This window comes from Maribacter sp. BPC-D8 (assembly GCF_035207705.1).
Lineage (GTDB): Bacteria > Bacteroidota > Bacteroidia > Flavobacteriales > Flavobacteriaceae > Maribacter.
The window spans coordinates 3,059,933-3,084,840 of sequence record NZ_CP128187.1; the positions used below are offsets into that span (position 1 = coordinate 3,059,933).

Annotated in this window: 25 protein-coding genes; 5 read left to right on the top strand and 20 right to left on the bottom strand. The window is 35.0% G+C overall.

Translation table 11 applies throughout. The features are described from left to right. Window positions 1-5: 5 nt before the first annotated feature. The 16 genes from QSV08_RS13575 to QSV08_RS13650 form a co-directional block, all read right to left on the bottom strand. Window positions 6-2,405, bottom strand: a complete 2,400-nt coding sequence (locus tag QSV08_RS13575; RefSeq protein ID WP_324023949.1) for a hypothetical protein — start codon at window positions 2,403-2,405, stop codon at window positions 6-8. 49 nt (window positions 2,406-2,454) lie between these two features. Continuing rightward, the gene (locus tag QSV08_RS13580) at window positions 2,455-4,227 is read right to left on the bottom strand and encodes a MutS-related protein (protein WP_324023951.1); all 1,773 of its coding nucleotides are present in this window, start codon (window positions 4,225-4,227) and stop codon (window positions 2,455-2,457) included. A gap of 89 nt (window positions 4,228-4,316) precedes the next feature. After that, window positions 4,317-4,799 carry an ExbD/TolR family protein gene (locus QSV08_RS13585; RefSeq protein ID WP_324023952.1) on the bottom strand — a complete coding sequence of 161 codons (483 nt, stop codon included), beginning with the start codon at window positions 4,797-4,799 and terminating at the stop codon, window positions 4,317-4,319. 4 nt (window positions 4,800-4,803) lie between these two features. Continuing rightward, a complete protein-coding gene (locus tag QSV08_RS13590) occupies window positions 4,804-5,421 on the bottom strand; it encodes an ExbD/TolR family protein (protein ID WP_324023954.1) in 618 nt (205 codons plus the stop codon). A 131-nt stretch (window positions 5,422-5,552) separates the two neighbouring features. Beyond that, window positions 5,553-5,906, bottom strand: a complete 354-nt coding sequence (locus QSV08_RS13595; protein ID WP_324023956.1) for an MmcQ/YjbR family DNA-binding protein — start codon at window positions 5,904-5,906, stop codon at window positions 5,553-5,555. A 124-nt stretch (window positions 5,907-6,030) separates the two neighbouring features. Next, window positions 6,031-6,354, bottom strand: a complete 324-nt coding sequence (locus tag QSV08_RS13600) for a Dabb family protein (RefSeq protein WP_416382062.1) — start codon at window positions 6,352-6,354, stop codon at window positions 6,031-6,033. 95 nt (window positions 6,355-6,449) lie between these two features. After that, window positions 6,450-7,070 carry a DUF4230 domain-containing protein gene (locus QSV08_RS13605; RefSeq protein ID WP_324023959.1) on the bottom strand — a complete coding sequence of 207 codons (621 nt, stop codon included), beginning with the start codon at window positions 7,068-7,070 and terminating at the stop codon, window positions 6,450-6,452. Beyond that, the gene (locus QSV08_RS13610) at window positions 7,063-7,422 is read right to left on the bottom strand and encodes a DUF4260 domain-containing protein (RefSeq protein ID WP_324023961.1); all 360 of its coding nucleotides are present in this window, start codon (window positions 7,420-7,422) and stop codon (window positions 7,063-7,065) included. The genes QSV08_RS13605 and QSV08_RS13610 overlap by 8 nt, the downstream gene beginning before the upstream one ends. Window positions 7,423-7,424: 2 nt before the next feature. After that, window positions 7,425-8,171 (bottom strand): cyclase family protein, encoded by a 747-nt coding sequence (locus tag QSV08_RS13615; protein WP_324023963.1) that lies wholly within the window; start codon window positions 8,169-8,171, stop codon window positions 7,425-7,427. A 368-nt stretch (window positions 8,172-8,539) separates the two neighbouring features. Next, window positions 8,540-9,673: a radical SAM family heme chaperone HemW gene (gene hemW / locus QSV08_RS13620; RefSeq protein ID WP_324023964.1), complete on the bottom strand. Its 1,134-nt coding sequence runs from the start codon at window positions 9,671-9,673 to the stop codon at window positions 8,540-8,542. A gap of 36 nt (window positions 9,674-9,709) precedes the next feature. Then, the gene (locus tag QSV08_RS13625) at window positions 9,710-10,072 is read right to left on the bottom strand and encodes a four helix bundle protein (RefSeq protein WP_324023966.1); all 363 of its coding nucleotides are present in this window, start codon (window positions 10,070-10,072) and stop codon (window positions 9,710-9,712) included. 48 nt (window positions 10,073-10,120) lie between these two features. Continuing rightward, complete coding sequence (gene ruvC / locus QSV08_RS13630; protein ID WP_324023968.1) at window positions 10,121-10,678, bottom strand: crossover junction endodeoxyribonuclease RuvC; 558 nt, start codon at window positions 10,676-10,678, stop codon at window positions 10,121-10,123. 5 nt (window positions 10,679-10,683) lie between these two features. Then, the gene (locus tag QSV08_RS13635) at window positions 10,684-11,160 is read right to left on the bottom strand and encodes a hypothetical protein (protein WP_324023970.1); all 477 of its coding nucleotides are present in this window, start codon (window positions 11,158-11,160) and stop codon (window positions 10,684-10,686) included. 42 nt (window positions 11,161-11,202) lie between these two features. After that, window positions 11,203-12,342, bottom strand: coding sequence for a tetratricopeptide repeat protein (locus tag QSV08_RS13640; protein WP_324023972.1), 1,140 nt, complete (start codon window positions 12,340-12,342; stop codon window positions 11,203-11,205). Further along, on the bottom strand, window positions 12,343-15,006 hold the full coding sequence (locus QSV08_RS13645; protein WP_324023973.1) for an energy transducer TonB: 2,664 nt from the start codon (window positions 15,004-15,006) through the stop codon (window positions 12,343-12,345). Then, entirely contained in the window at window positions 15,003-15,365 is a 363-nt protein-coding gene (locus QSV08_RS13650; RefSeq protein ID WP_324023975.1) for a BlaI/MecI/CopY family transcriptional regulator, read from the bottom strand. The genes QSV08_RS13645 and QSV08_RS13650 overlap by 4 nt, the downstream gene beginning before the upstream one ends. Before the next feature lie 145 nt (window positions 15,366-15,510). Between QSV08_RS13650 and QSV08_RS13655 the strand changes: the two genes are divergently transcribed. Beyond that, window positions 15,511-16,026: a DUF456 domain-containing protein gene (locus tag QSV08_RS13655; protein ID WP_324023977.1), complete on the top strand. Its 516-nt coding sequence runs from the start codon at window positions 15,511-15,513 to the stop codon at window positions 16,024-16,026. An 8-nt stretch (window positions 16,027-16,034) separates the two neighbouring features. Here QSV08_RS13655 and QSV08_RS13660 read toward each other — a convergent pair whose 3' ends face one another. Beyond that, a complete protein-coding gene (locus QSV08_RS13660) occupies window positions 16,035-16,592 on the bottom strand; it encodes a nitroreductase (protein ID WP_324023979.1) in 558 nt (185 codons plus the stop codon). A 148-nt stretch (window positions 16,593-16,740) separates the two neighbouring features. Then, on the bottom strand, window positions 16,741-17,634 hold the full coding sequence (locus QSV08_RS13665; RefSeq protein WP_324023981.1) for a LysR family transcriptional regulator: 894 nt from the start codon (window positions 17,632-17,634) through the stop codon (window positions 16,741-16,743). Between the two features lie 84 nt (window positions 17,635-17,718). Here QSV08_RS13665 and hutH point away from each other — a divergent pair, with 84 nt between their 5' ends. The 4 genes from hutH to hutG all read left to right on the top strand — a co-directional run bounded on the left by hutH (window position 17,719) and on the right by hutG (window position 23,778). Further along, on the top strand, window positions 17,719-19,293 hold the full coding sequence (gene hutH / locus QSV08_RS13670; RefSeq protein WP_324023983.1) for a histidine ammonia-lyase: 1,575 nt from the start codon (window positions 17,719-17,721) through the stop codon (window positions 19,291-19,293). A 4-nt stretch (window positions 19,294-19,297) separates the two neighbouring features. Further along, window positions 19,298-20,545: an imidazolonepropionase gene (gene hutI, locus QSV08_RS13675; RefSeq protein WP_324023985.1), complete on the top strand. Its 1,248-nt coding sequence runs from the start codon at window positions 19,298-19,300 to the stop codon at window positions 20,543-20,545. 99 nt (window positions 20,546-20,644) lie between these two features. Continuing rightward, window positions 20,645-22,645, top strand: coding sequence for a urocanate hydratase (locus QSV08_RS13680; protein WP_324023987.1), 2,001 nt, complete (start codon window positions 20,645-20,647; stop codon window positions 22,643-22,645). 176 nt (window positions 22,646-22,821) lie between these two features. Then, on the top strand, window positions 22,822-23,778 hold the full coding sequence (gene hutG / locus QSV08_RS13685) for a formimidoylglutamase (RefSeq protein ID WP_324023989.1): 957 nt from the start codon (window positions 22,822-22,824) through the stop codon (window positions 23,776-23,778). Between the two features lie 183 nt (window positions 23,779-23,961). Here the strand turns inward: hutG and QSV08_RS13690 are convergent, their stop codons facing one another. Further along, window positions 23,962-24,315: a pyruvate kinase gene (locus tag QSV08_RS13690; RefSeq protein ID WP_324023991.1), complete on the bottom strand. Its 354-nt coding sequence runs from the start codon at window positions 24,313-24,315 to the stop codon at window positions 23,962-23,964. Window positions 24,316-24,419: 104 nt separating this feature from the next. After that, the gene (locus QSV08_RS13695; RefSeq protein WP_299325369.1) at window positions 24,420-24,878 is read right to left on the bottom strand and encodes a COG2426 family protein; all 459 of its coding nucleotides are present in this window, start codon (window positions 24,876-24,878) and stop codon (window positions 24,420-24,422) included. Window positions 24,879-24,908: the final 30 nt, after the last annotated feature.

A 24,908-nucleotide genomic window follows, 5' to 3' on the forward strand; every position in this document is an offset into this window, starting at 1 on the left:
AAATATCATTCGATTATAAGACTTTGCTCTGCTGAAATTAAATTTCCCTCTGCACTCATGCCTTCAATATAAAAATTGATATTATTCTGCAGGGTGTTCAGTATTTTAAAAGTAGCGATACCATTTTCATTGGTTTTCAATTCAGGCACCCAATGTATAGTTCCAAAATTTTCAAATTCATTAGAAAGATATGAAGTGTATTTAGGGGTATAAAATTTCTTAACAGGTTCAAATCCTTCCTTTAATATATACTTAAAAACATTTTCATCTTTACCATACTGATCATTGTAATCTCTTGGTAATCTTCTGGTGTAAATACGAATTACACCACCAGCGCCTCTTGCTCCCTCACCTGCCCCTGTTTTATCAATTAAAAAACTTTCTACATCTTTTGTAGGCATTCGATATAAAATATCGAGAGTCGTCAATCTTACATTATCTAAATAAATAACAGGAACTGGTAGCGCGTTACCTGAGATGAAAGATTGTACTGTTCTTGCTCTAATGATAAGTCGATCTGTACTACCAAAACTCAACTCTTCTCTTACGTAATACCCTCTTGAAGCTATAATCTCAGTTATTAACGGAAAACTAAACTCTATATCTTCAGTAACCTCGGTCATCTTACCTCTTAAGTACTTAGGAATAAATACATTGCTTTCTACCGTTGCTTTTATCTTATCTTCAACAACAGTAACCTCATTTAAACTTATGGTATTATCAGTAGAAATTAAATCTGGCGCATTGACTTCGTTAGAACCATCGTCATTTTCAAATTTTACTTTTTCTTTCCAAATAGCATCCATTGCATCGGGGATTGCCCCTAACTTCATATTCAAACCAATATTTGGTTTCGCCAATTTTCCATTCTTAACAATGAGCGTAAAATCTAAGCCCTCACCCTTTATTGGAAAATTCTTCTGAATCAAAAATCTATTGTCTAAAATGTCTAAATACCTACTTCGCCCATCTGGAAAACTAACTAAGAGTTTATCTTCAGATGTAACCCCTTTACTGTAAATAGTTCCTTCTAAATCTATTCCGTTTTCAAATTCATAAAATTGACCAGGAGGTCCTTTAAAAATATCGTTCCAATCATATTTAGACCAACCTTGGGTCATTAACAATAAGTCTAAGTCATTCTCTTTTTTTTCAGTAACATCTCTAAAATAATATCTAGGGTTTTCAATGAATCCTCTTACATAAGGTTTTAAATAGAATGCGCTATAAATTGAGTTTTGATTATTGTTCGAAATTGTTTTTTCTGGCAATACAGATACACTTAAGTTTTGTAACCCTTTACTAGCATCAAGAAGTTTAACTTGAATACTCAACGAATCTTCTTCAGTAGATAACTTACTAACTTCTAATTGTGAATCTAAAAGGTCTGAATGATTAAATATTAATCGCTCTGCTATCGGCTTACCATCTGGATTAAACAGCGTTAAAATATTCATCCCCTTATTGAGCACTTCTTTATTTAAAACCTTCGATACAAATAGTTTGTTCTTGGGGAAAGTAATGGGTATTCTATTTGCATGACCATCTTTATGTATCAATAAATAAAACTGTTGTTCTTTAATTACCTCTTTTGTCGCAGCATTGGTCGTTAAGCTAATAATAAACCGATTATCATCGACATTTTTTACGCTAAAAGAGACACCTGCTTTAGAAGGTTTTTGTAGTGTAGTGGTTTGCACACTACCATCGCTAAATTCGATTTTTGCAACATAAGTCGTACCCGCTTTCGGATTAAAGTTGAATTTCCCTAAACCAAAAATTGAAGTGTAAAATCTTGCCACCTGTGCATTATCAGTATCAAATACAGACCCTTCTACGATTCTTACGCCATAACCGTTAATATCTGTTACTTTCACACCCATCACCCCAGGCGCATCTTCAACTAAATTACCGCCTTCTGGCAGAAATTGAATATCATATTCTTTTACAGATTTTCCCTTTTCAATTGACTTTTCATTTAAAATGGTAATCTTCTGTACAAAGGAATCATCTTCTTTAAAATTCTTCATCCAATTTGTGCTTGTACGAAGATAGTATTCACCACTTGAAAGCATTGAATCTACGGCGATATTCCCTTTAAAATAACCATCTTCAGCTTTAAAATGATAGTCATTAAATTTCTTACCATCAACATTATACAACCCCACGTGAACCGTAGTAGTTTGACTAAATGGTTTACTATTATGCCTATTATACACATAACCTTTTAACCATACTTCTTCATTAGCTATATAAGTCGTTTTATTAGTATGAAGAAATACAGACTCTCGAGGTAATTCAAAATATTTTAAGAATTTATCCTTAACGAAATTGTCGCCAAATTCAGTTTGAACAAGAAGAATATTAGAAAACAGTATGAAGAATAAAAGCGAAATTCTATGCATAAAAAAGACGGAAAATGATTACAACCTTAAATCTAAGAATAAAAAAGTTTTATTCAATAATCCCCATCTTTTTTAAGAGAAAAGAAGCGTTCATATTCTGGCAAATTCCGTTTTTAAACGTATAATCGAAATGCAGTTCGTTGTCTATAATCTCTGCGTCAAAATAATGGTTTTTAACCGCTTCGTATTCATCGGCAACTTCACAAAGACTAAGATCATGCGTAGCAATTATTCCGGTAGATTTACTTTTCACTAGGCGTTCTACAAATTTTCTCGAACCTAACGCCTTATCGGTACTATTTGTTCCTTTTAAGATTTCATCCAAAACAATAAAATAACGATCCGTCTGAATTTCATCTACGATATACCGAAGTCGTTTTAATTCTGAAAAGAAGTACGATTCATCATCTGTCAATGAATCTGTGGTACGCATACTGGTAATTAACTTTATAGGCGAATAACTGACCGATTCTGCACAAACAGGAAGCCCAACATTTGCCATCATTATCTGCAGCGATACCGTTCTTAAAAAAGTACTCTTACCAGCCATATTTGCACCAGTAATTATAAAGAACTGTCCGCCATCAATAGTAATATCATTCAATATACTTTTCGCAGGATCTAATAACGGGTGACCTGCATTTTTAGATTTCAATACCACGCCGTCATTAGTAATCGTCGGATATGTAAAATTCGGATGGTTAAAAGCAAAATTCCCTAAACTACTATAAGCGTCAAAAAATGCGATAGTATTAAACCAAATCTCTACACTCTTACCATGCGCCTCAATCCATTTTTCAATGGCTAGGCAATCGGTTAATGAGCGAAGGAAAAATCCGTTTGCAAAAATTAAATAGAGAAGATTATTATTTCGATCAAGGTTACTTAAAAGTGATGCGAATTTCTTTAGAACCTTAGAATTATGCTCGCCATTACTTAAAATGTTAGCCTTTTGTTTTTTTAATAGATCTGATGTAAAATCAGTCGTTTCTATCATTGCCAATAGCTGATTGTACTGGTCAAAGGTAGATTTCATTTTGGTAGCACTCTGTCCTAAATTTGTCACTTTTTTAGTGAATAACCCAACAATTATCATACCTAGAACTAACCACGTAATCAACACAGATTCTGGTAGGTAATCTAAAAAGTAAGCCACAAAGATAGCCACTGAAATAATTGAAAATACAAGAGGAATAAACTTCATTGCCTTTGGCACAAAAGACTCGTAATTCTTTAACCATTTAGCAATAGTATGAGTAGAAGTCTCTGTTTCGGTCAGTGCCGCCATCGCAGAAAACTCTTGTCTCCAATCAACCTTCTCTCCTATCTCGGCGATAGCTTCTTGTTTTTCTTTAATGTCGTTTATGGTATTCTCTTTATAGATATCGGCTAATAAAAGGCTTCCCTCGGCAAGTTTTGTCCTATTTGAAATTTGATAAAAAGATCCTTCACCAAACAAGTCTATATCTTGACTGAAAAAATGAATGTCATCGGCAAATTCTTTTCCATTAGGTAATTTAGAAAAGTCTCTTTTTAGTACTTGCAGCTCTACCGTATTGATATTTCTTAATTCTTCAATTTTAGCTTTTTGTAGTTTTAGATTCGTGTACTTACTTACTAAAAATAAGAATAATGGTATACCTACAAATAGCACGGCAACCACATATTTTGCATTTACTGAAGCAAAATAAAGTGCAGCGATAGTACCTAAAAATATCAGTAACCGTAGCGTGCTAAATAAAAAGAGTTTCTTATTTAAAGCTTCAATAAGCGCATCAAACTTTTGTACGCGTTGGGTATAAAATTCCTCTAAATTATTCATGAATATCAACCTATTATAGAAAAGGCAAAGATAACCTTAGAAAGTGGTTTCTATAAATGGAAAGCAGATTTAAAAACACTCATTTCATTCTATAAATTATCTACAGCAGCACCTTCATAAGTGGTATAGTTTATTTTCAACAAATTCACCAAACGAAGTTCGCTTTTAAGGTCTTCTATAATACCCATTTTCACTCCCACATCTGCTTTAATAGAAACTGTTGCCACACTTTTTAAATGCTCTGGCATTGATGATAATGCTTGCAAGGCATAATCGCCGACTTCATCTACGGTAATAAATTTATTATCCATTTGAATTCTGGGTTCATCGCCTAAATTGGTCTTGGCTTCAGCAGTAGGCTTACCCACATAAATTTCTATAACTCGGTCTTTCTTATCCAATTTTTCAGTTTCAGTTGCGGTTGGCAAAGTATTCTCTACCAATAAGTTTTGGTTCTTCATAACGGTAACCGTCATAAAGAAAAAGAGCAGTATAAAAACGATATCAGGTAATGATGCTGTTGATACGGGCGGCAAGCTTTTACTAGATCGATACTTGTTGAATTTTATCATGGTCTTAGTTATTTACGGTTTCTGGTTCTAGAATTTTCTGCGGATAAAGTGCTCTTATAATTTCAAGACGTTCTTTTAATTGCACTTTTTGGTCCTCACTAATCTCTTCATTATAATAATCAGAATAAATAGTTTCATAAGGGGTATCGAACAATCGTAAGCTTTCTCTATTACGCAAGTCGTTATAAGCTGCAATCACTTCATTTTGTACAGCTACATAAACCGGATAGCTTGTATTTCGTTGTGCCTTTATAGAAATGATGGCTTTTTCAGGATTTTCAGATGAATCTGTCAACCTATTTCCTTTACAATAATTGCAATACCCTTCTTCTTGCATTAAAAACCCGCCGTTATCGATAAATGCAATTACTTTCTCTCGAAGATTTTTAGAATCTATAACATCACCTTCTGCCATTATTAAGTCAGCGTCATTTATACTAATTTCAAAAAGGTTTCGCTCTTTGATATCGACAATGACATCGTTATTTTCAGGAGGCATTATACGGTTTAGTCCCGCATCATTTTCTATAGATGTGGTAACCAAGAAAAAAATGAGTAATAGAAAAGCAATATCTGCCATAGAACCGGCATTTACTTCTTGAGGAGATCTGTGGTTTTTCATGAATAGTGGTTTTAGACACTATTAAGTACTGAAATTTGACCGCTAAAGAAAAGTTAGAATGAGTGAATGGTGGTTTTGAGTGAGGGAACAGACTTTTCTTATTAATTATACAAGGTTTTAGATACCTAGTACTATAGTGCTTCCAACTCCGCCTTCACCTTCTTAGTCAATTTAGAAACCACCAAATCATACGAATGGTCAATAAGCTCTTTTGTGAGGTCTTTAGAAATTTGCTCAAGATATACGGTATTCCAATGCTTTTTACTCATGTGCCAACCCTCTATAATACCATCATGTTCTTCACGTAGTTCGATGGCTCTTTCTGGGTCGCATTTTAGGTTAACGCGTAACGGCACATTTTCTAATCCGCATAAAGCGAACATTTTGCCCATCACCTTAAATACCAAGGTAACCTCATCAAAAGGAAAGGATTCTGTTACTCCTTTTTTAGAAATACAATATTCCCGGTATTCTTCAACGTTCATACTTATGGCTTTAAATAATCGGCACTAAAAGACGCGCGGTAATTCTGTTGACAGCTTACCGTGTGTAAATTGGCAATTCGTTCAATATCATTAAAAGTACCTTTTAAAAAAATCATGGTATTCTTTAGATACTGGTAGAATCGTAGACGATTACTTTAGTCCAAAGGGCACTTGACTCTTCAATAAAAACTTTATGCGGAGCTTCGTCTTGGTATGCCTGCTGAGATTCTGCAGAGTCAAAACTTACAATCAAAGAATACGTAAATGAACCATCAACAACGTCTCTACTAGCCTTTGGTGGCTTCCCTATAAATTGTGTTTTAGCATACGCAGAGTTATCTAAAAACTTACGTAAAGAGGTTTCAAAAGTGGTACGGTCTGCTTGATTATCTGGGTTTTTCAACCAGAAAAATACGGTATGAGAATAATTAGAATCGAATTCAGTCATTTCTTTATCATTTTGACCAAAAGTTACTGCGGTCATTAGTGTTAATACAAGGATACAAATTACGTTTTTCATTTTCTATTTTGAGTTGTTTATTGTTATTTTTCAAGTACCTCAATTTGTTTTTGCGGAATTTTAAGTGCAGAATAATCGAGTTTCCACCCAATAGTTTCTACTATTTTCTCCATAATCAAAACGGTCTGTAAAGCTTCTTTTCTAGCTGTATCCATCAAGCCGCTTTCCGGAATTTTTTCACGTATATGTGCTTTAGCCTCTGCATTTAATTTCGTAAGATCATCTGGAGCGAAAAAGTTAAAAAATCCGCTTTTTACATCGTAAAATTCCAGCTCAGGTTCAATACTCAATACTTCTGGCTGCGGAAAATTATCTAGTATAATTATCTTCTTACTTTCATCGGTATGCATTAAAAGCTTACTTAAATCATAACCAATATGCGCTTTCGCCTTTATAACCACCAGCGCTTTCTTTTTGCTACTTACAATGCTTAGAAAATCTTTTACATTTTCATACTTGTAGATTTCGGCAAACTCACCTTCTACGGAGATCAACTTGCAAACGCTTTTCATTTTTTCTAATAACACGGTAGACTGGTGCGTTGTTATCTCTTTACTTTTCTTTCCTTTAAAAAAATTGAAAAGCCAATACATGCCTATTGCACCTAAAACTAAACCAAGAATGGTATCAAAAATATTATCCATTTTTATTTCCTATTTCTCCTAAATGAGTAAACTTAAACCCTTTATCATATTTAAGTCCGTAGCCAAAGATACGGTCCATGGCTATATGTATAAAAAGAATTGTACCTATTAATTGCATTATAGGCAACATAAAACAGATACCAACAAAGTATAAAAGTATGGCTATACCTCTGTGATGAAAGATGTTATAACAAACTGCACCGAATTTTGAACCTAGTAAATAACCCAACATAGAAATATCTGGAGCCAGTATTAAAACAGGCAACCACCACCATTGGTAGCCTAATAAGCCGAACATAAAAATGCCAAGAATCATTAAGGCTAGCTCTTCTAATTTCAAAACATTTTTCATGATTATTCTATTTTATAAAGTACCGGTCTACTTGGGCTAGCATCATTCTCAAAAGGTGCTACTTGTAAGTTTAAAAAGTACGAACCATCAACAATCGCATCTGGCACATAAATAAACTCTGTGATAGTTGCACCAAGTCGAACATCGCCGTTGATATTCCAAAATGCCTTGTGCGCCAAAAGCTTACCATCATCTTTTTCTTTGTCGACAGAAGGTAGGTCTATCAACAAATGTTCTACACCCAATTCCCTTATAAACACCATAGCGTCTTTTAATATGTATGGCGGATTCGTATGTGAATACTGTCTATTTCGTTTTGACGAAGCATTAGGTAAGGTTCGTATAACTAACGCTGTCGGAGTTTGATTACCTATGGCATTTTGAAGTTGTTTTTTCGTGATTACTGCATCTCCATTTTCCTCGGATGGAGTAATAGTTATCACCTTAGCCAAAAAGAAAAACTGTTGTAGATTTTGGTTTACAGACTGATGCTCAGCAGATATATGCCCAACACACTCCGTATGCGTACCATGCGAATGCGGATTGAAAGAAATATCATAAAAATTAGTACTTGACCCAGCTGCTATACTCCCAGTAAAATTGGCTTCTCTATGAGGCTCTATAGTCGGGGCTTTAACATACCAAGCGTTTACATTATCGTCTTTATTGGTAATGGCTATAGAAATGTCTAAGGGTTTAGATAGGTCTATCTTGTACTCTTTAGAATTATGGGTTATGGTAGTTTTCATTGTATTTACACTCAATTTACATGGTAGCTTTGAGATAAGAAAATTACAACTTTTTGGGCGGTTATAATTAAAGATTGTAGAAGTGAGAGGTATTCGTGTTCCAAACCTGTTCTCGATACAATTTTATATTTCCGTTCCACTTCAATAAAAAATCACTCCAACTGACAGTCCGTTTTACTTTAACTCTGGCAGATAGATTATTACAAGTACTCATGTCACTTCTAATGAATTTTTGAGGCACGAGGACATTTGTATCGAGAAGCTTGCGTGTTCCAAACCTGTTCTCGATACAATTTTTCATTTCCGTTTCTCTTCAATGAAAAATCACTCGAACTGACAGCACGTTTTAATTTAACTCAGACAGTTCGTTATTTCAAATTCAGCATAAACAAATCTGCGGCGATGCCGTCGGCTAAAAACATGCCTTTTTTGGTGGTTTTTAGAATATCACCATCTACAAAAAGCAAATGCTCTTCTATAAATTTGTCGGCTTGCATTAGTGCATATTCTTTGTATTTAGGTCCGAATTCATCAGAAATTCTAGATAATGAAACTCCCCAAATAGTCCGTAAGCCCGTCATTATATACTCGTTGTATTTGTCGGTAGCAGAAAGTACCTCAACTTCCATAGGTAAAATATTTTGTGCTATGGATTTTATGTATTTCGGATTGTTATTAATATTCCATCCTCTGCGTACACCATCAAATGAATGTGCAGATGGACCAATACCTATATATTTTTTCTGCTGCCAATAGGCGGAGTTATTTTTGGAGTAATACCCAGGCTTCCCAAAATTGGAAATCTCATAACAATCGAAGCCTGCTGCCAATAAAGTCTTGTTCAAATGGTTAAAATGCTCCTGTGTTTCTTCGTCGGTAGCGGGAGTAATCAATCCATTTTCCACAAATTTGGCAAGTGCCGTTTTTGGTTCAACTGTAAGAGCATAACTAGAGATATGCGGAATACCAAACCCAAGTGCCTTATCAATATTTTGCTTCCAGCGTTCTAAGGTCATGTTTGGCATTCCATAAATTAAATCGATAGAAATATTATCGAAATGCTGACTCGCCAATTGCAAACACTTCTCGGCTTCCAGAGCATTATGTGCCCTGTTCATCAGCTTTAAATCTTCCTCAAAAAAAGATTGAATTCCGATACTCAATCGGTTTATCGGACTAGCTACCAGTTGCAGTATTTTCTCTTCGGATAAATCATCAGGATTCGCCTCTAAGGTAATCTCCGGATTATCTACAACATCATAATGTTCACTAACCGTACTTATCAACTGCTCAATCTCCTTAATCTCCAAAACGGACGGCGTACCGCCGCCAAAATATATCGTAGCAACAGTTTCCCCAGAAAACTCCGTTTTGCGCAGCTCCAGTTCTTTACACAATGCATTTACCATCGCATCTTTCTTCCCCATTGTGGTCGAAAAATGAAAATCACAATAGTGACAAGCTTGTTTACAAAATGGGATGTGGATGTAGATTCCGCTCATGAGTTCAATTAGCAATTAGCAATAATCAGTTAACAATTATGCTTGTTTTTTAATTCTTGTGGATTTAAGTATAGCGAACATAATTTTAGAAAGTTCATCAGCTTTTTCTATTAAACCATTCGCAATTGACAATTCAATATATCCTGAATCCTTTAAAAGGTTTAACCAATATTTAGTCTCTAAACTTTCTTTATAAGCTATTGAAATCTTAGCAGAAAAATCTGCTTTTGATATCGCACCATTAGCTTCTGCTATATTCGCACCTACAGAAGTTCCTGCTCTCAATAGTTGTTTCGATAGAACATACTCTCTTTTATTCTTCGTTAGTTCTTGATATAATTTAACAATTTGCAAAGCAAAATCATAAGATTTACTCAAAAGAGGATTTTCATTATTCATTGCTAATTAATTATTGTTTATTGGTAATTGTTTAATGTTTATTGAACATTACTTTTTCACTCTTTTCTCATTCTGCTTTACAAAAGCATCCCAACCAGAGTAGCTTTTACCGACTACGTCAATTCTACCTTGGTTGTAAAAATGGCATACGGCAGCAGCTAATCCGTCAGTGCTATCTAGGTTTTTTGGTAGTGTTTTTAACCCTAATACACTTTGTAGCATTCTAGCAACTTGTTCTTTGCTGGCATTTCCGTTTCCAGTGACTGCCATTTTAATTTTTTTGGGCAAGTATTCTGTAATAGGTATTTGACGTGATAATCCCGCTGCCATGGCAACACCTTGTGCACGACCAAGCTTTAGCATAGACTGTACATTCTTACCAAAGAAAGGAGCCTCAATAGCAATCTCATCTGGGTGATAGGTATCTATCAATTCTATGGTACGCTCAAAAATGAGCTTTAGTTTTGTGTATGGGTCGTTATATTTTTGAAGAAGCAATTCGTTCATTTGAAGAAACTCCATCTTTTTACCCACCACTTTTATGAGTCCGAAACCCATAATAGTTGTGCCTGGGTCAATACCCAAAATTATTTTCTCGTTCGCCAAAATGCTTAGTTTGTATTTAATTGAACCGGAATTCGATATTTAGTATTCACAGGAATTCCTCTTTTTAAAGCGGGTGCAAGTTTAGGAAGATTCTTTAAGCTTTGCGTAATTACACCATCAAATTCTGGCATTTGATTTAAAACCAATGCGTTCTTTTCAATAGTAGCTACATTAATTCTGCCTAGGGTATCTATCACAAAAATAACATCAACCGTTTCACTTTCCTTATCGGTCAAGGTAAATTCAAAATCATTTAAGGTTTCTTGAAAATGGGAAATTAGGGTTTCTTCGAAGCAAATTTTCTGTTGCTCTTTAGTAACCGCTTCATCGCAAGTATAGAAAAACGGATAAGAATCTACACTGTTCCAATCGATATGGCGTAATTCTTCATCAATAAGCTCTTGTGTTCTTTTTTGTTTAGACTCAAAGAACGAACATGAACTTATCAGCAGCATCAAAAGAAAAAATACAACTCGTTTCATTACACCTATTCTACTGGTGAAATTACGATTTTTTTGATGAGTTTATTCTTTAGCAAAATGGATTTCCTCCTTTAACTCTGAGATTCGTTTTCTCGCAGTTTCGTAATAGAAAGGATGCTCGTTCGGATAGTGCTTTAAGAAATTCTCATAATAACCTAATTTCTTCTGCAAATCAGTACCAAATTGATCATAAGTAGTGGCTATATTGTAATAGATACGAGCATTTGACACATCTTCTTGGTGAGCCATTTCAAAGAATTTGAATGCTGTTATATAATCTTTTTGCTCACGGGCGATATATGCCAATTGATTATAGCCATTCGCAAAAATAGGTTTTTGGACAGCCATTGCCTTATGAATGAAAATCTTGGCACTATCTAATTTGCTTTCTTTTTGATAAACACTGGCTAAATCAAAATAGGTTTGTGAATTAGTATCATCTCTTTTCAATAAAATAGCATAAGCTTCTTTAGCTTTTTTGAATTCCCAATTCTTGTTATAAGAAATTCCTAGTTTTTCATAGACGTAGTTTTTATCTTCCCCAAGTTCTAAGACGCGTTCAAATAACGGAATCGCCTTCTCAAATTGAGCATCGTTGAATAGCACCAATGCATGTAAATTTATTAAGGATACGTCATTCTCATAATAATTCAATCCCTTTAAAATATACGTTAATGCGTTGTCGCGCTCTTGTTTTATGGTGTAATATTTAGCGAGCTGAAACAGGCTTCTAAGATGCGTACTATCTAATTTAATTGCTTTTTTGTATTGCTTTATACTTTCATCTGTTATATCTAGATGACGATTGACTTCCCCCAAATAAAACTGAAACTCAGGGTTAGTCGTATTGAGATTAGACAAATTTTTAAACACAGATTTTGCCTCTTCAAACTTATTTACTTTCAGCAATAATTTCCCAAGTTCAAATTGCGCGAGTTGATTTTCAACATCTTCATCGACCACGTATTGATATTGAGTAATTGCCTTCTCATAATTACCAACAGCATTATAACTTCTTGCAATTTGTAGCGCAGAAGAGACTCCGCCTACTTTAGAGTACTCATTAATCGCTTTTGAATAATTACCAATAGTGTATAAACTATCGGCAACAGCTAAAGCCGAAGATTGCGCTTCGGCTTTAAACAGTACTAATAGTAGTATTGAAATAAAAAATAGTTTCAATTATTCTTTTTTAATTCTAATTTCAACTACTCCATTTTCACCCACTTCACCATACTTTTCAATAGCTTTTTCATCTTTTAAAATAAAAATACTTTCTATTGTATTTGGATCAATAGCTTCCATTTCTAGTTTAGTTATTTTTATATCATCAACATAATACATAGGTTCTAACTCACTTTCTTTCGAAATTTCAGAAACCATGTTGGCTGTACTATTATTGTTTTTAGTTATAATTTCATAAGATCCATTTTCGGCAACTTTACCATATTTTTTAATGGAAGCTTCGGGTCCCAAATGTAAAATCCTTTCAATTGAATTTTTATCAGCATCCATTTTGTCATATTCATGCTTTTCCACCACTTCTCCGTTAATTAAATAAATAGACCCCTTACTATCATTACTATTTAAATTAATAGCCTTTTCATTAGTACTTTCACTTTTCAACTTAAAATTAACAGGAATGGAAAAAGGAACATTTACTGCTTTACCAGATTGTTTGCCAGGAATCATCTTTGGCAACCTTTTTATTATGCGTTCTACCTCATCTTCTAATAATTTATCTGGACCACGCATTTTAATATTTTCAATAGCGCCTTCTGAAGTAATTAAAAACATAGCACTAACTCTACCCTCTATATTCGCATCTCTAGCTGCTTTTGGATAATTAAAATATTTACCAATATGTTGTTGCATTTTTTCATTAAAGCAAGCACGATTATCATCTGCATCTTCACAACCAGGAAAAATCGGAACCTCATCAACTACAGCGAAAGGAACATCATTCTCATTCATGTATGTTTTTTCATCTAATGAAGAACTATCACTATCATCTAATTTGAATTGAATAGGAATAGAAAAAGGAACATTTACAGCTTTACCAGATTGTTTACCAGGAATCATCTTTGGTAAACTTTTTATGATACGAGCCACTTCGTCTTCTAATAGCTTATCCGGACCACGCATTTTAATATTTTCAATAGTACCTTCTGAAGAAATGATGAACATAGTACTTACTCGCCCCTGTATATTAGCATCTTGAGCAGCCTGCGGATAACTGAAATGTTTTCCAATATGTTGCTGCATTTTTTCATTGAAACAAGCACGTTTATCATCTGCATCTTCACAACCAGGAAAAACCGGAACTTCATCAACTACGGCAAAAGGAACATCTACATTATCGAAATCGCTAAAACCTTCTTCAGATACAAACTGAATATCAGATGATTCTTTACTTTTCATTAAATCTTTAATATTGGTCTTTATTAAAAATGAATTCTGATCATCATGAAGTATAATGTTCGTTAAATGATACGATTCATTTTCTAAACCAATCAACAATTCATTAAATTTTTGTAATTCATTAGAACTTAATTCTGCGGTATTTTTTACTTTAAACTCTAAATAATCTGATGGATACACCTTAAAATTATTATTATAATAAAAAATACCTTTCTCAAATGCTTTAACTGATGCTTTTAGGTTAACATCAATTAATTTGTACGCTTTTCTTTGATTTACAAAATCATTATACAGCTCTGTAGAGGGTTGAACCAATGCTAATTTTATAGATTCATCAGGATTTTTTTTAATATAACTTTTCAATTCTTCTTCTAAAATTTTATTCTGCAAGACCTCATAAAGAAAGTATTCATTCTTAGTAAAAGTTTGATTCATATCCCGACGTTTTTCAGCTAAACTAGAATTATATAAATAATGCATACCCAAATCATCCTCTTCTATTTTAGCCTTTACCTCTGCAATTAAAAGCTCATCATTTCTTGTGATTCCTTGACCGTCAGAAGTATTTTTATACATTTCACACGAACTATACAACAACATCCCCAGTACCATTGGCAATAATAGTAAATACTTCAACTGCCAGACTTTTTTTGATTTTGATTTTTGTAACATGATTATTCGTTTTTTGATTAATGATTGTGTAAAAAATTGATTGATGAATGATATATGTTCGGTCTGAAAAACCTGAGCCAATAACTGCTCATAATGATCCGTTTTATGTTCTTTTGATACTTGAGCATCGGCAATAAATTCATGTAATTCTGAAATACGATTTTGATATACGTACACTAACGGATTAAACCAGCCTACAATTCTCATAAACTCAAAAAATAACAAGTCGTACGTATGCCTTTGTTTTATATGCACCAATTCATGGGCGATTATGGTATCGTGCTTCATCTTCAATACTTTATCTCCAATAAAAATGGATTTAAAGAATGAAAAAGCAATATTGCTGTTTGCTATAACAACCTGAGTAAATAAAGGGTAAGAAATCTTTTCTCCGCTTTTTCTTAATAGGTATAATTGTCTGATTTTTAATCCGAATAACAACAATGCCACTAGCATTCCGCCATACAGCACTCCTTCTTGCCAAGTAACATTCCAACCCGTTGATTTTTGAACCTGTACTACTACATCTGTATTTTGTAATCCCCATAAATACTCCGGGTATTGGGCAAACGTTGGTGGCACTTGCTGCTTAAAAGCTTCTATTTTTATCCAAGGTAATATCAAAGACAAAACAAATGTTCCGATTAAATACACCCGATTCCATTGAAAAAAGGTCTCTTTCTTTAGAAAAAAGTCATAAATAACCAAGAAAAGAAGTTGAAAGGCGATGCACTCCAAAATGTATTGTATCATGGTTTTTCCTTTTTAATTTCATTTAATACCGATTCCAATTCCGACAGGCTCATATCATTCTTCTTCATAAAAAATGACACCATACTTTTAAATGAACCTTGAAAATAGCCGTCTACTAATTTGTTGATGGACTGATTGCTGTAATCTGATTTCTTCACCAAAGAGAAATATAAATACCCTTTACCTACTTGCTCATGATCCACAAAACCCTTGCTTTCTAAAATTCGAACAATTGTAGAAACGGTATTATATGCCGGTTTTGGTTCAGGTAATTTCTCAATGATCGATGCTACATTACATTTCTGTAATTCCCATAACACAATCATTACTTCTTCCTCTGCTTTTGTCAACTGTTTCATTCAACTAATCTTTTAGTTCTACGGTCAAATATAACTAAATATTTAGTTTAAACTAATTTTATAGTTGAAAAAAATTAATTTAGATATCTGCTCATGTAACAAATGCAACCTATATTAGTCTTATAAGCAACACTTACTATTTACAATGGATATATTTTTATTAGTACTAGGATTCATTTTAATGCTCGTGGGCATTTTAGGGAGCTTCTTACCTATTTTACCCGGACCACCAATTAGTTGGGTAGGTTTACTATTATTATATTCTACCAGCGCCATTACCATGAATTGGACGTTTCTAGGTATTACACTAGCTATAGCTTTAATAGTTTTTGGATTAGATTACGTTATACCTGCCATAGGTACCAAAAAATTTGGCGGTACAAAATGGGGAGTTATCGGTACTACAGTTGGTTTATTAGTTGCCTTAATATTCCCTATTCTAGGACCATTCGGAATTATCATATGGCCTTTTGTGGGTGCTTTAGTTGGAGAATTACTGAATAAGGCGGATAAAAAAACCGCTACGAAAGCGGCTTTTGGTTCTTTTTTAGGATTCTTAACAGGTACTTTTTTGAAATTTATGGTCGCTATTGTCTATTTCGGACTATTCATTTCAAAAGCTTGGGAGCATAGTAGCGCCCTATTTCCTTTCTTTAATTAATGGAGTAATTACTCCGTTATCCATTCGGTTTTAGTTGTAATAGGCTCGCGTTTACCGTCGGTCAATTCACCATCGAAATTACCCATGTAGAAAAATCCTAAACATTTTTCACCATCGGCTAAGCTTAAAAACTCACCCATGTGTTTTATGAGTCCCGGTGAAGACCAATACGACCCAATACCCATTTCGGTGCATTGTAACCACATATTCTGAACAGCCATAGCTACTGCTGCAACCTCTTCCCATTCTGGTATAGATTCTTTTAGGTCTCGTTGCATACAAATGGCAATAATTGCACCCGCCATTTTTGGGTTTTCCTGTAATTTTTTAATCTTCATTGCTTTTGGCTTAGGATCAAGCTCTTCATATTTTTTAGATAAGAAATTACCTAGCCTACCTTTTGCTTCACCTTGAATCACCTTAAAACGCCATGGCTCTGTACACTTATGGTTAGGTGCCCAGTTAGCCGCTTCTAAAACCTTTTCTATATCTGCCTTCGCAATTGGAGTATCATTATATTGAACCGGAAATACCGAGCGTCTCTTTTTAATTATATCTAATATCATAATTTTCGTTTGTTCGCTGTGCGCAATACGCTAAGCGCAGCAGGCTCTATTTTCTCTATTCTATTTTCTATTCTCTCTTTTCTATTCTCTCTTTTCTAAATCAAAGTAAAATTAAGATTTGAAAACCTCATTCTATGTTAGACAAGTATTAAAACTTATCCTCTAACAACAACTCCATACAATTCTTGAGAACAGGGTTGGTATGTTCCTTTTTCCAAATAACAGATAATTCTGCTCGCTGGGGTATATCTTTTAACTCCACAAACTTCACTCGCATTTGAAATCCGTTTTGCAATGATGTAGGCACAATGGCAATACCCATATGATTTTCTACCAACTTAAATATGGTATGTGCATGAACAGATTTATGTGAGATTTTAGGTGCAAAACCTGCATCTTGACAAATACTCATGATCGTTTCATAATACAGCGGACTATATGCCTGACTGAATAAAATAAAATCTTCATTCGCAAATCGCTGCATTCCGTCAAACTCCCTTGTCAGCATCGGGTATCTTTCTGGTAGCACTAAAGAAAAGGTATCGGTAAAAACCGTTTTCATTTCTAAGGTACTCGGTACTCTAGACACACGTACAAAACCCATATCTAATTGATCATTTAATACTGCATCTACTTGGGCAAAATTTGATAGCTCTTCTAAAGATGTTTTCACCTTCGGATATTTCTCTTTTATTCCCAATAATAATTCTGGAATCACTTGCTGCATAGCCGAACCTAAAAATCCGATTCGCAACTCGCCGCTACTACCATCGCCCACCAATTTCAATTGGCGCTCAACTTTTTCAAGATGATTAAAAATATATTCCACCTCCATTTTTAAATAGTGCCCTGCAGGAGTTAAAGCAACTTTTTTCTTATTTCGCTCAAACAGTTGAGTTTCTAGAATCTCTTCCATCTGCTTTATCTGTCTACTGAGTCCCGGTTGAGAAATAAACAACTTCTCCGCAGCCTTTCTAAAGTGCAGTTCTTGCGCTACCGCTAGAAAGTAGGTTAAATGACGTAATTCTATTTGATTACTCATAGTTATCGATTAATGACAAAATTGATATTACCAAGTATCAAAAATAGGTATTAATTTTAATTAGAATATTCAAGACAGAAAGCTATGAGTAAACAGACGTTTAAATTGGGTGAAGATTGGCTAACGGCCGGTAAAGCAATGCAAATTGTTCATGGTGAAATTATCCCCATATTGTCTAAAGCTACAGAGGACAAAATAACTAAAAGCTGGAAAATTGTACAGAACATTGTAGATAAAGGTGATCCTGTTTATGGTATAAATACAGGGTTCGGTCCGTTATGTACAACCAAGATTTCTAAGTCAGAAACTAATATTCTACAGACCAATATACTTCAAAGTCACAGTGTAGGCGTTGGTGACCCAATCGCTAAAGACATTGCAAAATTGATGCTCATTCTTAAAGCACAATCATTGGCAAAAGGTTATTCGGGCATTGCCCTGAACACTTTAAAAAGAATTATTTGGCATATCGATAATGATGCTATACCTGTAGTACCATCGCAAGGATCGGTTGGTGCATCTGGTGATCTGGCTCCGCTTTCCCATTTATTTCTACCACTTATTGGTTTAGGTAAGGTAGAATACAAGAATGAAACCATAACCACGAAAACACTTTTTGAACTAACAGGATTAACACCAATCGCTCTTGGACCAAAAGAAGGTCTAGCACTTATAAACGGCACCCAATTTATAGCAGCACATGCCGTAAAAGTGGTAGCTCAATTACATTCTATTCTAGCTCAGGCAGATGTCATTGGCGCTATGATGATAGAAGGTTTGCAAGGTTCTGTAAAACCATTTTATAACGAGCTTCATGCACTGCGCCCTTTTAAAGGGAATGTACATGTAGCAAAACGCGTAAAAAAATTATTGAAAGGCTCTGAAATCATGGAAGCCCATGTAGATTGCGAAAAAGTACAAGACCCCTACTCCATTCGTTGTATTCCGCAAGTTCATGGTGCTTCAAGAACAGCATGGTTACACCTTAAAGAATTATTAGAAGTTGAATTAAACTCGGTTACCGACAATCCAGTAATTATTGATGAAGAATTGACCATTAGTGGTGGTAATTTTCACGGTCAGCCATTAGCAATGGCTTTGGATTATGCTTGTTTAGCGGCATCTGAAATCGGTAATATATCTGACCGTCGCATTTATTTATCCTTAGAAGGTAATAGTCCCGGTGTACCAAAACTACTCATGAACGATACTGGTATCAATTCCGGATACATGATTTTGCAGTATACCACCGCAGCTTTGGCAAGTGAAAATAAGGGACTTTGTTTTCCGTCAAGCGCAGATAGTATTCCTACATCTTTAGGTCAAGAAGACCATGTAAGTATGGGGTCTATTGGTGGTAGAAAGGCGTTACAGGTTATTGGTAATGTTGAGAAGATATTGGCAATTGAATTACTGACCGCTGCCCAAGCTTTTGAATTTAGAAAACCTTTAAAATCGGGTATTTATTTAGACGAAGTACATAATGCAGTACGTGAGCAAGTGCCTTTCGCTAGTAAAGACCGTGTATTTTCTGATGATATTGAAAAGGGTATTGCCATGATTAAAAATCAAACAATACTAAAAGTTATAGACCGTGTACAAGCAGAACATAACATATCTTTAAAGACAAAACACTCAGAAGAGTTCGAAAACTACTAATCTAATGACAAAAAGAACACTTATAGGTCCGTTTGTACAGATCATACCCATGACGGGAATAAAGCTTAAAGGAGCCATTTCTGATCATGAACTTGAAGTGATTGTTGACGGCGGAATTTTAATCGAAGACAACCTCATCGCAGCCACAGGTAATTTTGAGGACTTAAAATTAAAATATCCTGATGTAGATATTACCCTATTAAATGGCAACCATGTTTGTGTACCCGGTTTCGTTGATGCTCATACACATATTTGTTTTGGTGGATCTCGTGCTAAAGATTACGCCATGCGAAATGCAGGAAAATCATATTTAGAAATTGCACATGCCGGAGGTGGTATTTGGGATACTGTTACCCAAACCAGAAAATCCACAATAGAAGAACTGACTAAAAATACCATAAAAAGAGCTAATCGTCATCTTAAAAACGGAACAACAACAATAGAGGTTAAAAGTGGTTACGGATTAACTGTCGATGAAGAGTTGAAAATGCTTCGCGCAATTAAAGAAGCCAATGAACAAGCATTACCAGAATTGATTTCTACTTGCCTTGCAGCGCATATGTTACCTAAAGATTTTGAGGGAACAGAGAATGAGTATTTAAAAATGATAAGTGAGGAGTTATTCCCCATTCTTAAAGAAGAAAACCTAACACACCGTATTGATGCGTTCATTGAACAAAGCGCTTTTTCTGCAGATGATATACAGGCATATTTTTCAAAAGCTACCGACATGAATTTTGATATTACCGTGCATGCAGACCAATTTTCTGCAGGTGGCAGTAAAGTAGCAGTTGATTTTAATGCAATCAGTGCAGACCATTTAGAGGCAAGCGGAGATACAGAAATAGCATTATTAGCACAAAGCGATACTATATCTGTTGCACTACCAGGTGCTTCAATCGGTTTAGGATGCGATTTTACTCCAGCACGTAAATTGCTAGATGCAGGTGCGGCACTTGCAATCGCGAGTGATCATAACCCTGGATCTGCACCTATGGGTGATTTATTGACACAAGCTAGTATTCTTGGAACATTTCAAAAACTGAGTAATGCCGAGATTCTAGCAGGAATCACTTTTAGAGCAGCAGCAGCTTTGAAATTGACCGACCGAGGAAAATTAGAAGCGGGATTACTAGCTGACCTAGCCGTATTTCATTCAGATAACTATCAAGATATATTATACAATCAAGGGAATCTAAAGCCATGTATGGTTTGGAAAAATGGGGAGTTGGTTTTTGATAGACATAAGTAGTTGTTCGTTGTTGGTTGTTGGTTGTTGGTTGTTGGTTGTTGGTTGTTGGAAAATAAACTTCTATATCCAAAATCAAATTAATTTATTTAAAAATTAAAGATGGATTTTAAAGCACAAATACAGATTGGGATACCTACTGAATTGCCTCTAAAAAAGGAACGTTCTTCAGCGGTTAGTCACGCGCCAAACCGAAAGCAGATACTTTCTAAAGAAGAGAAGCAATTGGCGATTAGAAATGCGTTGCGCTATTTTCCGGCGGACTGGCATGCTGTTTTGGCTCCTGAATTTGCCGAAGAGCTACAGACGTATGGTAGAATTTATATGTATCGCTTTCAACCCTCTTATGAGATGCATGCAAGAGCTATATCAGCATATCCCGCACAAACGAGTCACGCTGCGGCAATTATGCTCATGATTCAAAATAATCTGGATCCTGCCGTTGCACAGCATCCACAAGAACTCATTACTTATGGTGGTAATGGTGCTGTATTTCAGAATTGGGCGCAATATCTGTTGACCATGCAGTACTTGTCAGAAATGACTAACGAGCAGACCTTACATATCTACTCTGGTCATCCTATGGGGTTGTTTCCCTCATCAAAAGAAGCTCCAAGAGTTGTGGTAACGAACGGAATGATGATTCCGAATTACTCAAAACAAGACGATTGGGAAAAGTACAATGCGCTTGGCGTAACCCAATATGGTCAAATGACTGCGGGTTCTTATATGTACATTGGTCCGCAAGGTATTGTTCATGGCACAGCGATTACAGTTATGAACGCTTTTAGAAAGGTGTTAAAAACGGATGAAAATCCCAATGGAAAAATATTCTTAACTGCAGGTTTAGGCGGAATGAGCGGTGCACAACCAAAAGCTGGTAACATTGCCGGATGCATTACTATTTGCGTAGAGGTGAATCCGCTTGCGGCAAAGAAAAGACATGAACAAGGGTGGGTAGATGAATTGATTAATGATATAGATGTTTTAGTAGTAAGAACAAAAGAAGCCACATCTAAAAACGAAGTGGTATCACTTGCATTTATAGGCAATGTGGTTGATGTTTGGGAACGTTTCTTTAAGGAGGACATATTCATTCACCTCGGTTCTGATCAAACCTCATTACACAACCCCTGGGCAGGCGGCTATTACCCTGCCGGATTATCTTTTGAGGAATCGAATACACTGATGAATCAGAATCCGGAAGCTTTCAAGACAAAAGTTCAAGAATCGTTACGCAGACATGCCGATACTATAAACCTACATACCAAAAAAGGGACTTATTTCTTTGATTACGGAAATGCCTTTTTGTTGGAAGCTTCAAGAGCAGGTGCCGATGTTATGGCAGAAAACAAAATAGATTTCAAGTATCCTTCTTATGTACAAGATATTTTAGGCCCCATGTGTTTCGATTACGGCTTCGGACCATTTCGTTGGGTATGCTCTTCAGGAAAAATAGAAGATTTACAGAAAACAGATGCCATTGCATTACGTGTTCTAAAGGAAATTAAAAAAGATGCTCCGGCTGAAATTCAGCAACAACTATCAGATAATATAAAATGGATATCTGAAGCCGAACAAAATAGATTGGTCGTAGGTTCAAAAGCTAGAATTTTATATGCCGATGCAGAAGGCAGGGCAAAAATAGCACTGGCATTCAATGAGGCAATCGAAAATGGAGCATTAAGTGATGCCATCATATTAGGTAGAGACCACCATGATGTAAGTGGTACAGATTCACCTTACCGCGAAACAAGCAACATCTACGACGGAAGTAAATTTACTGCAGATATGGCTATACATAATGTTATTGGCGACAGTTTTAGAGGTGCAACCTGGGTTTCTATACACAACGGTGGCGGAGTTGGCTGGGGAGAAGTCACCAATGGTGGATTCGGAATGGTTCTAGACGGATCTAAAGATGCCGAAAGAAAATTGAAAAATATGCTTTTCTATGATGTAAACAACGGAATTGCAAGACGTAGCTGGGCGAGGAATAAAGAGGCAATGTTTGCCTTACAACGCGAAATGGAGCGAACAAAAACATTAAAAGTTACCATACCAAATTTGGTTGACAACAAGCTTTTAGATGACTTATTTTAAGATGGTTATAATTGTATTGTAGATTTAAAAATTAACTCAATCACTTTTTAACATTTCAAAAATGTAAGATTAGTATTACTTTTTCGTTCTGTTATCAGAATAATGTAAAATCTTAATGTTCCCCCGAATTTTAAGAAATTCAAGATTTTATAATTCCATTAAATTTTAAGGATTATATGCCAAACTATAAGTTAGCGAATAAAGAAAATTGGAAAGGACGTTCTTCTAAGAAGCAGCTCTATTTACACGAGAAAGTACAATTCTCAAGCATTTACGAGCCTGTTATAACTTCAGACACCAAAACCATTGCTTTATTAGGCTATAGCAGTGATGAAGGGGTGAAGAGAAATTTAGGCAGGGTTGGCGCAGCTATGGGTCCTGATGCTATTCGTAAGCAATTGGGCAAAATGGCTAATCACCTTAAACCTAATACCCAATTAATAGATTTCGGAAATTTAGAATGTAAAGATGAAAATCTAGAAAAATTACAAGCAGACTTATCTTCGAGCGTAAGCACTTTGATTGAAAATAAAACCATCCCTATTATACTAGGCGGCAGTCATGATCTTGCCTACGGAAATTATAACGGTCTAGCTACTCATTTAAAAAGTGGCGAAAAACTAGGCATCATAAATTTCGATGCCCATTTCGATTTAAGAGCAAATACCAATGGCAATAATTCAGGCACACCTTTTTATCAAATTGCAGTAGAACAAGAAGCCAAAAATGAGGAAATAAAGTATATGGCTCTGGGTATTCGAAAAGATGCGAACACTAAAGAATTGTTTGACTTTGCCGAATCAAAAAAAGTAAACTATCTACTTCAAGAACATTTCAGCATAAATTATTTAGAGCACGTGCAACTACGGCTTATTCAATTTATGGAAGATGTAGATTATATATACACAACAATAGACCTTGACGGATTTTCATCTGCCTTTGCACCAGGTGTAAGTGCGGCATCGCCAATGGGTTTCTATCCAGATGTTGTTTTAGAAAGTTTGAAATTGATCATTGAGTCGGGTAAACTACTTGGTTTAGATGTAGTAGAATTAAACCCTAATTATGATATTGATGACCAGACTGCAAAACTAGCTGCCTCTTTGGTTCATTACGTAATTCATAAGCTATAGGGTAAAAACAAAAAAAGCCTCCCTTAATGGAAAGCCTTTCATTGGGTTCTATCGATTAAATTCGATAAACACAATTGCCTCAAATTTCTCTGAGACACAACACAACGCTGTAAAGGTAATAAAGCTTTTCAAATAAAAAAACGGTCTGTTCATTTCTTGTAACAACTAAAGTCTTTCTGAATATTATTGACCTTCTTCAGTTTTGAACATCTTATAGATATGTTGCTTTTCTTTCAGGGTAAATTGTTTCTCTTCAAACCAGTCATGAATTCTTATTTTTTCATTTTCTATCTGGGCGTTTCTAATTGCTTTTAAAGAAACAATATGCCAATGCGACCCCTTATTTCTATTCACAGAATAGCCAACATCTTCTATAATGTACGATTGTTTTGGTCTATTAATAAGACGTACTCCGTTTTTCAAAACCGCTAGGGTTTCGGTAAGTCGAACAACTTCAGAGAAAGAATATCTGGCAAAATCGTTAAAACCATTCTGCTCGACATTATATAATTTATCACCAATATTAAGGGTATCCATAGCTTCAAAAAGCTACAAATTTAAAAGGCAAAGCTTATTAATGAAATTTTTTACGGGTATAGTTATTCACAAAAAAAAAGGATAAAAAAATTTGCGTTCAGTTATTACGCCATACCCTTCATGGTCAACAAAGTAGTTGCCCAAACAATTAAAGAAGATAAAAATATACCAATGGTATTTGCTAAAAAGGCTTTTTTTCTTTCTATCTTAAAAAGATAACTAGCAATACTACCAGCGTATACACCAGTACCTGGTACGGGTAACATTACGAAAAAAATGAGTCCGTAAAATCCGTATTTTTTAATCTGATTCCCAGAACCTGTTTTTGCTCGTCTTGCAACGAATAATGCATTCTTCTTATAAAAATGCCACCTAAGTAAATACCTATTTACGGTGTTTAAGAAAAACATCATGATAGGAAACACCATAACATTAGCTAAAAAACAAACTATAAAGACCACATAAATATTACCACCCTGTAGAAGACCATAGGGTATACCAACTTTAGCCTCTCCTAATGGGGAGATACTCCAAAGTGCTGCTATAAGTATATCTTTCAACAATTTTGTTTTTTTAAGCGAATGCAAAATTAC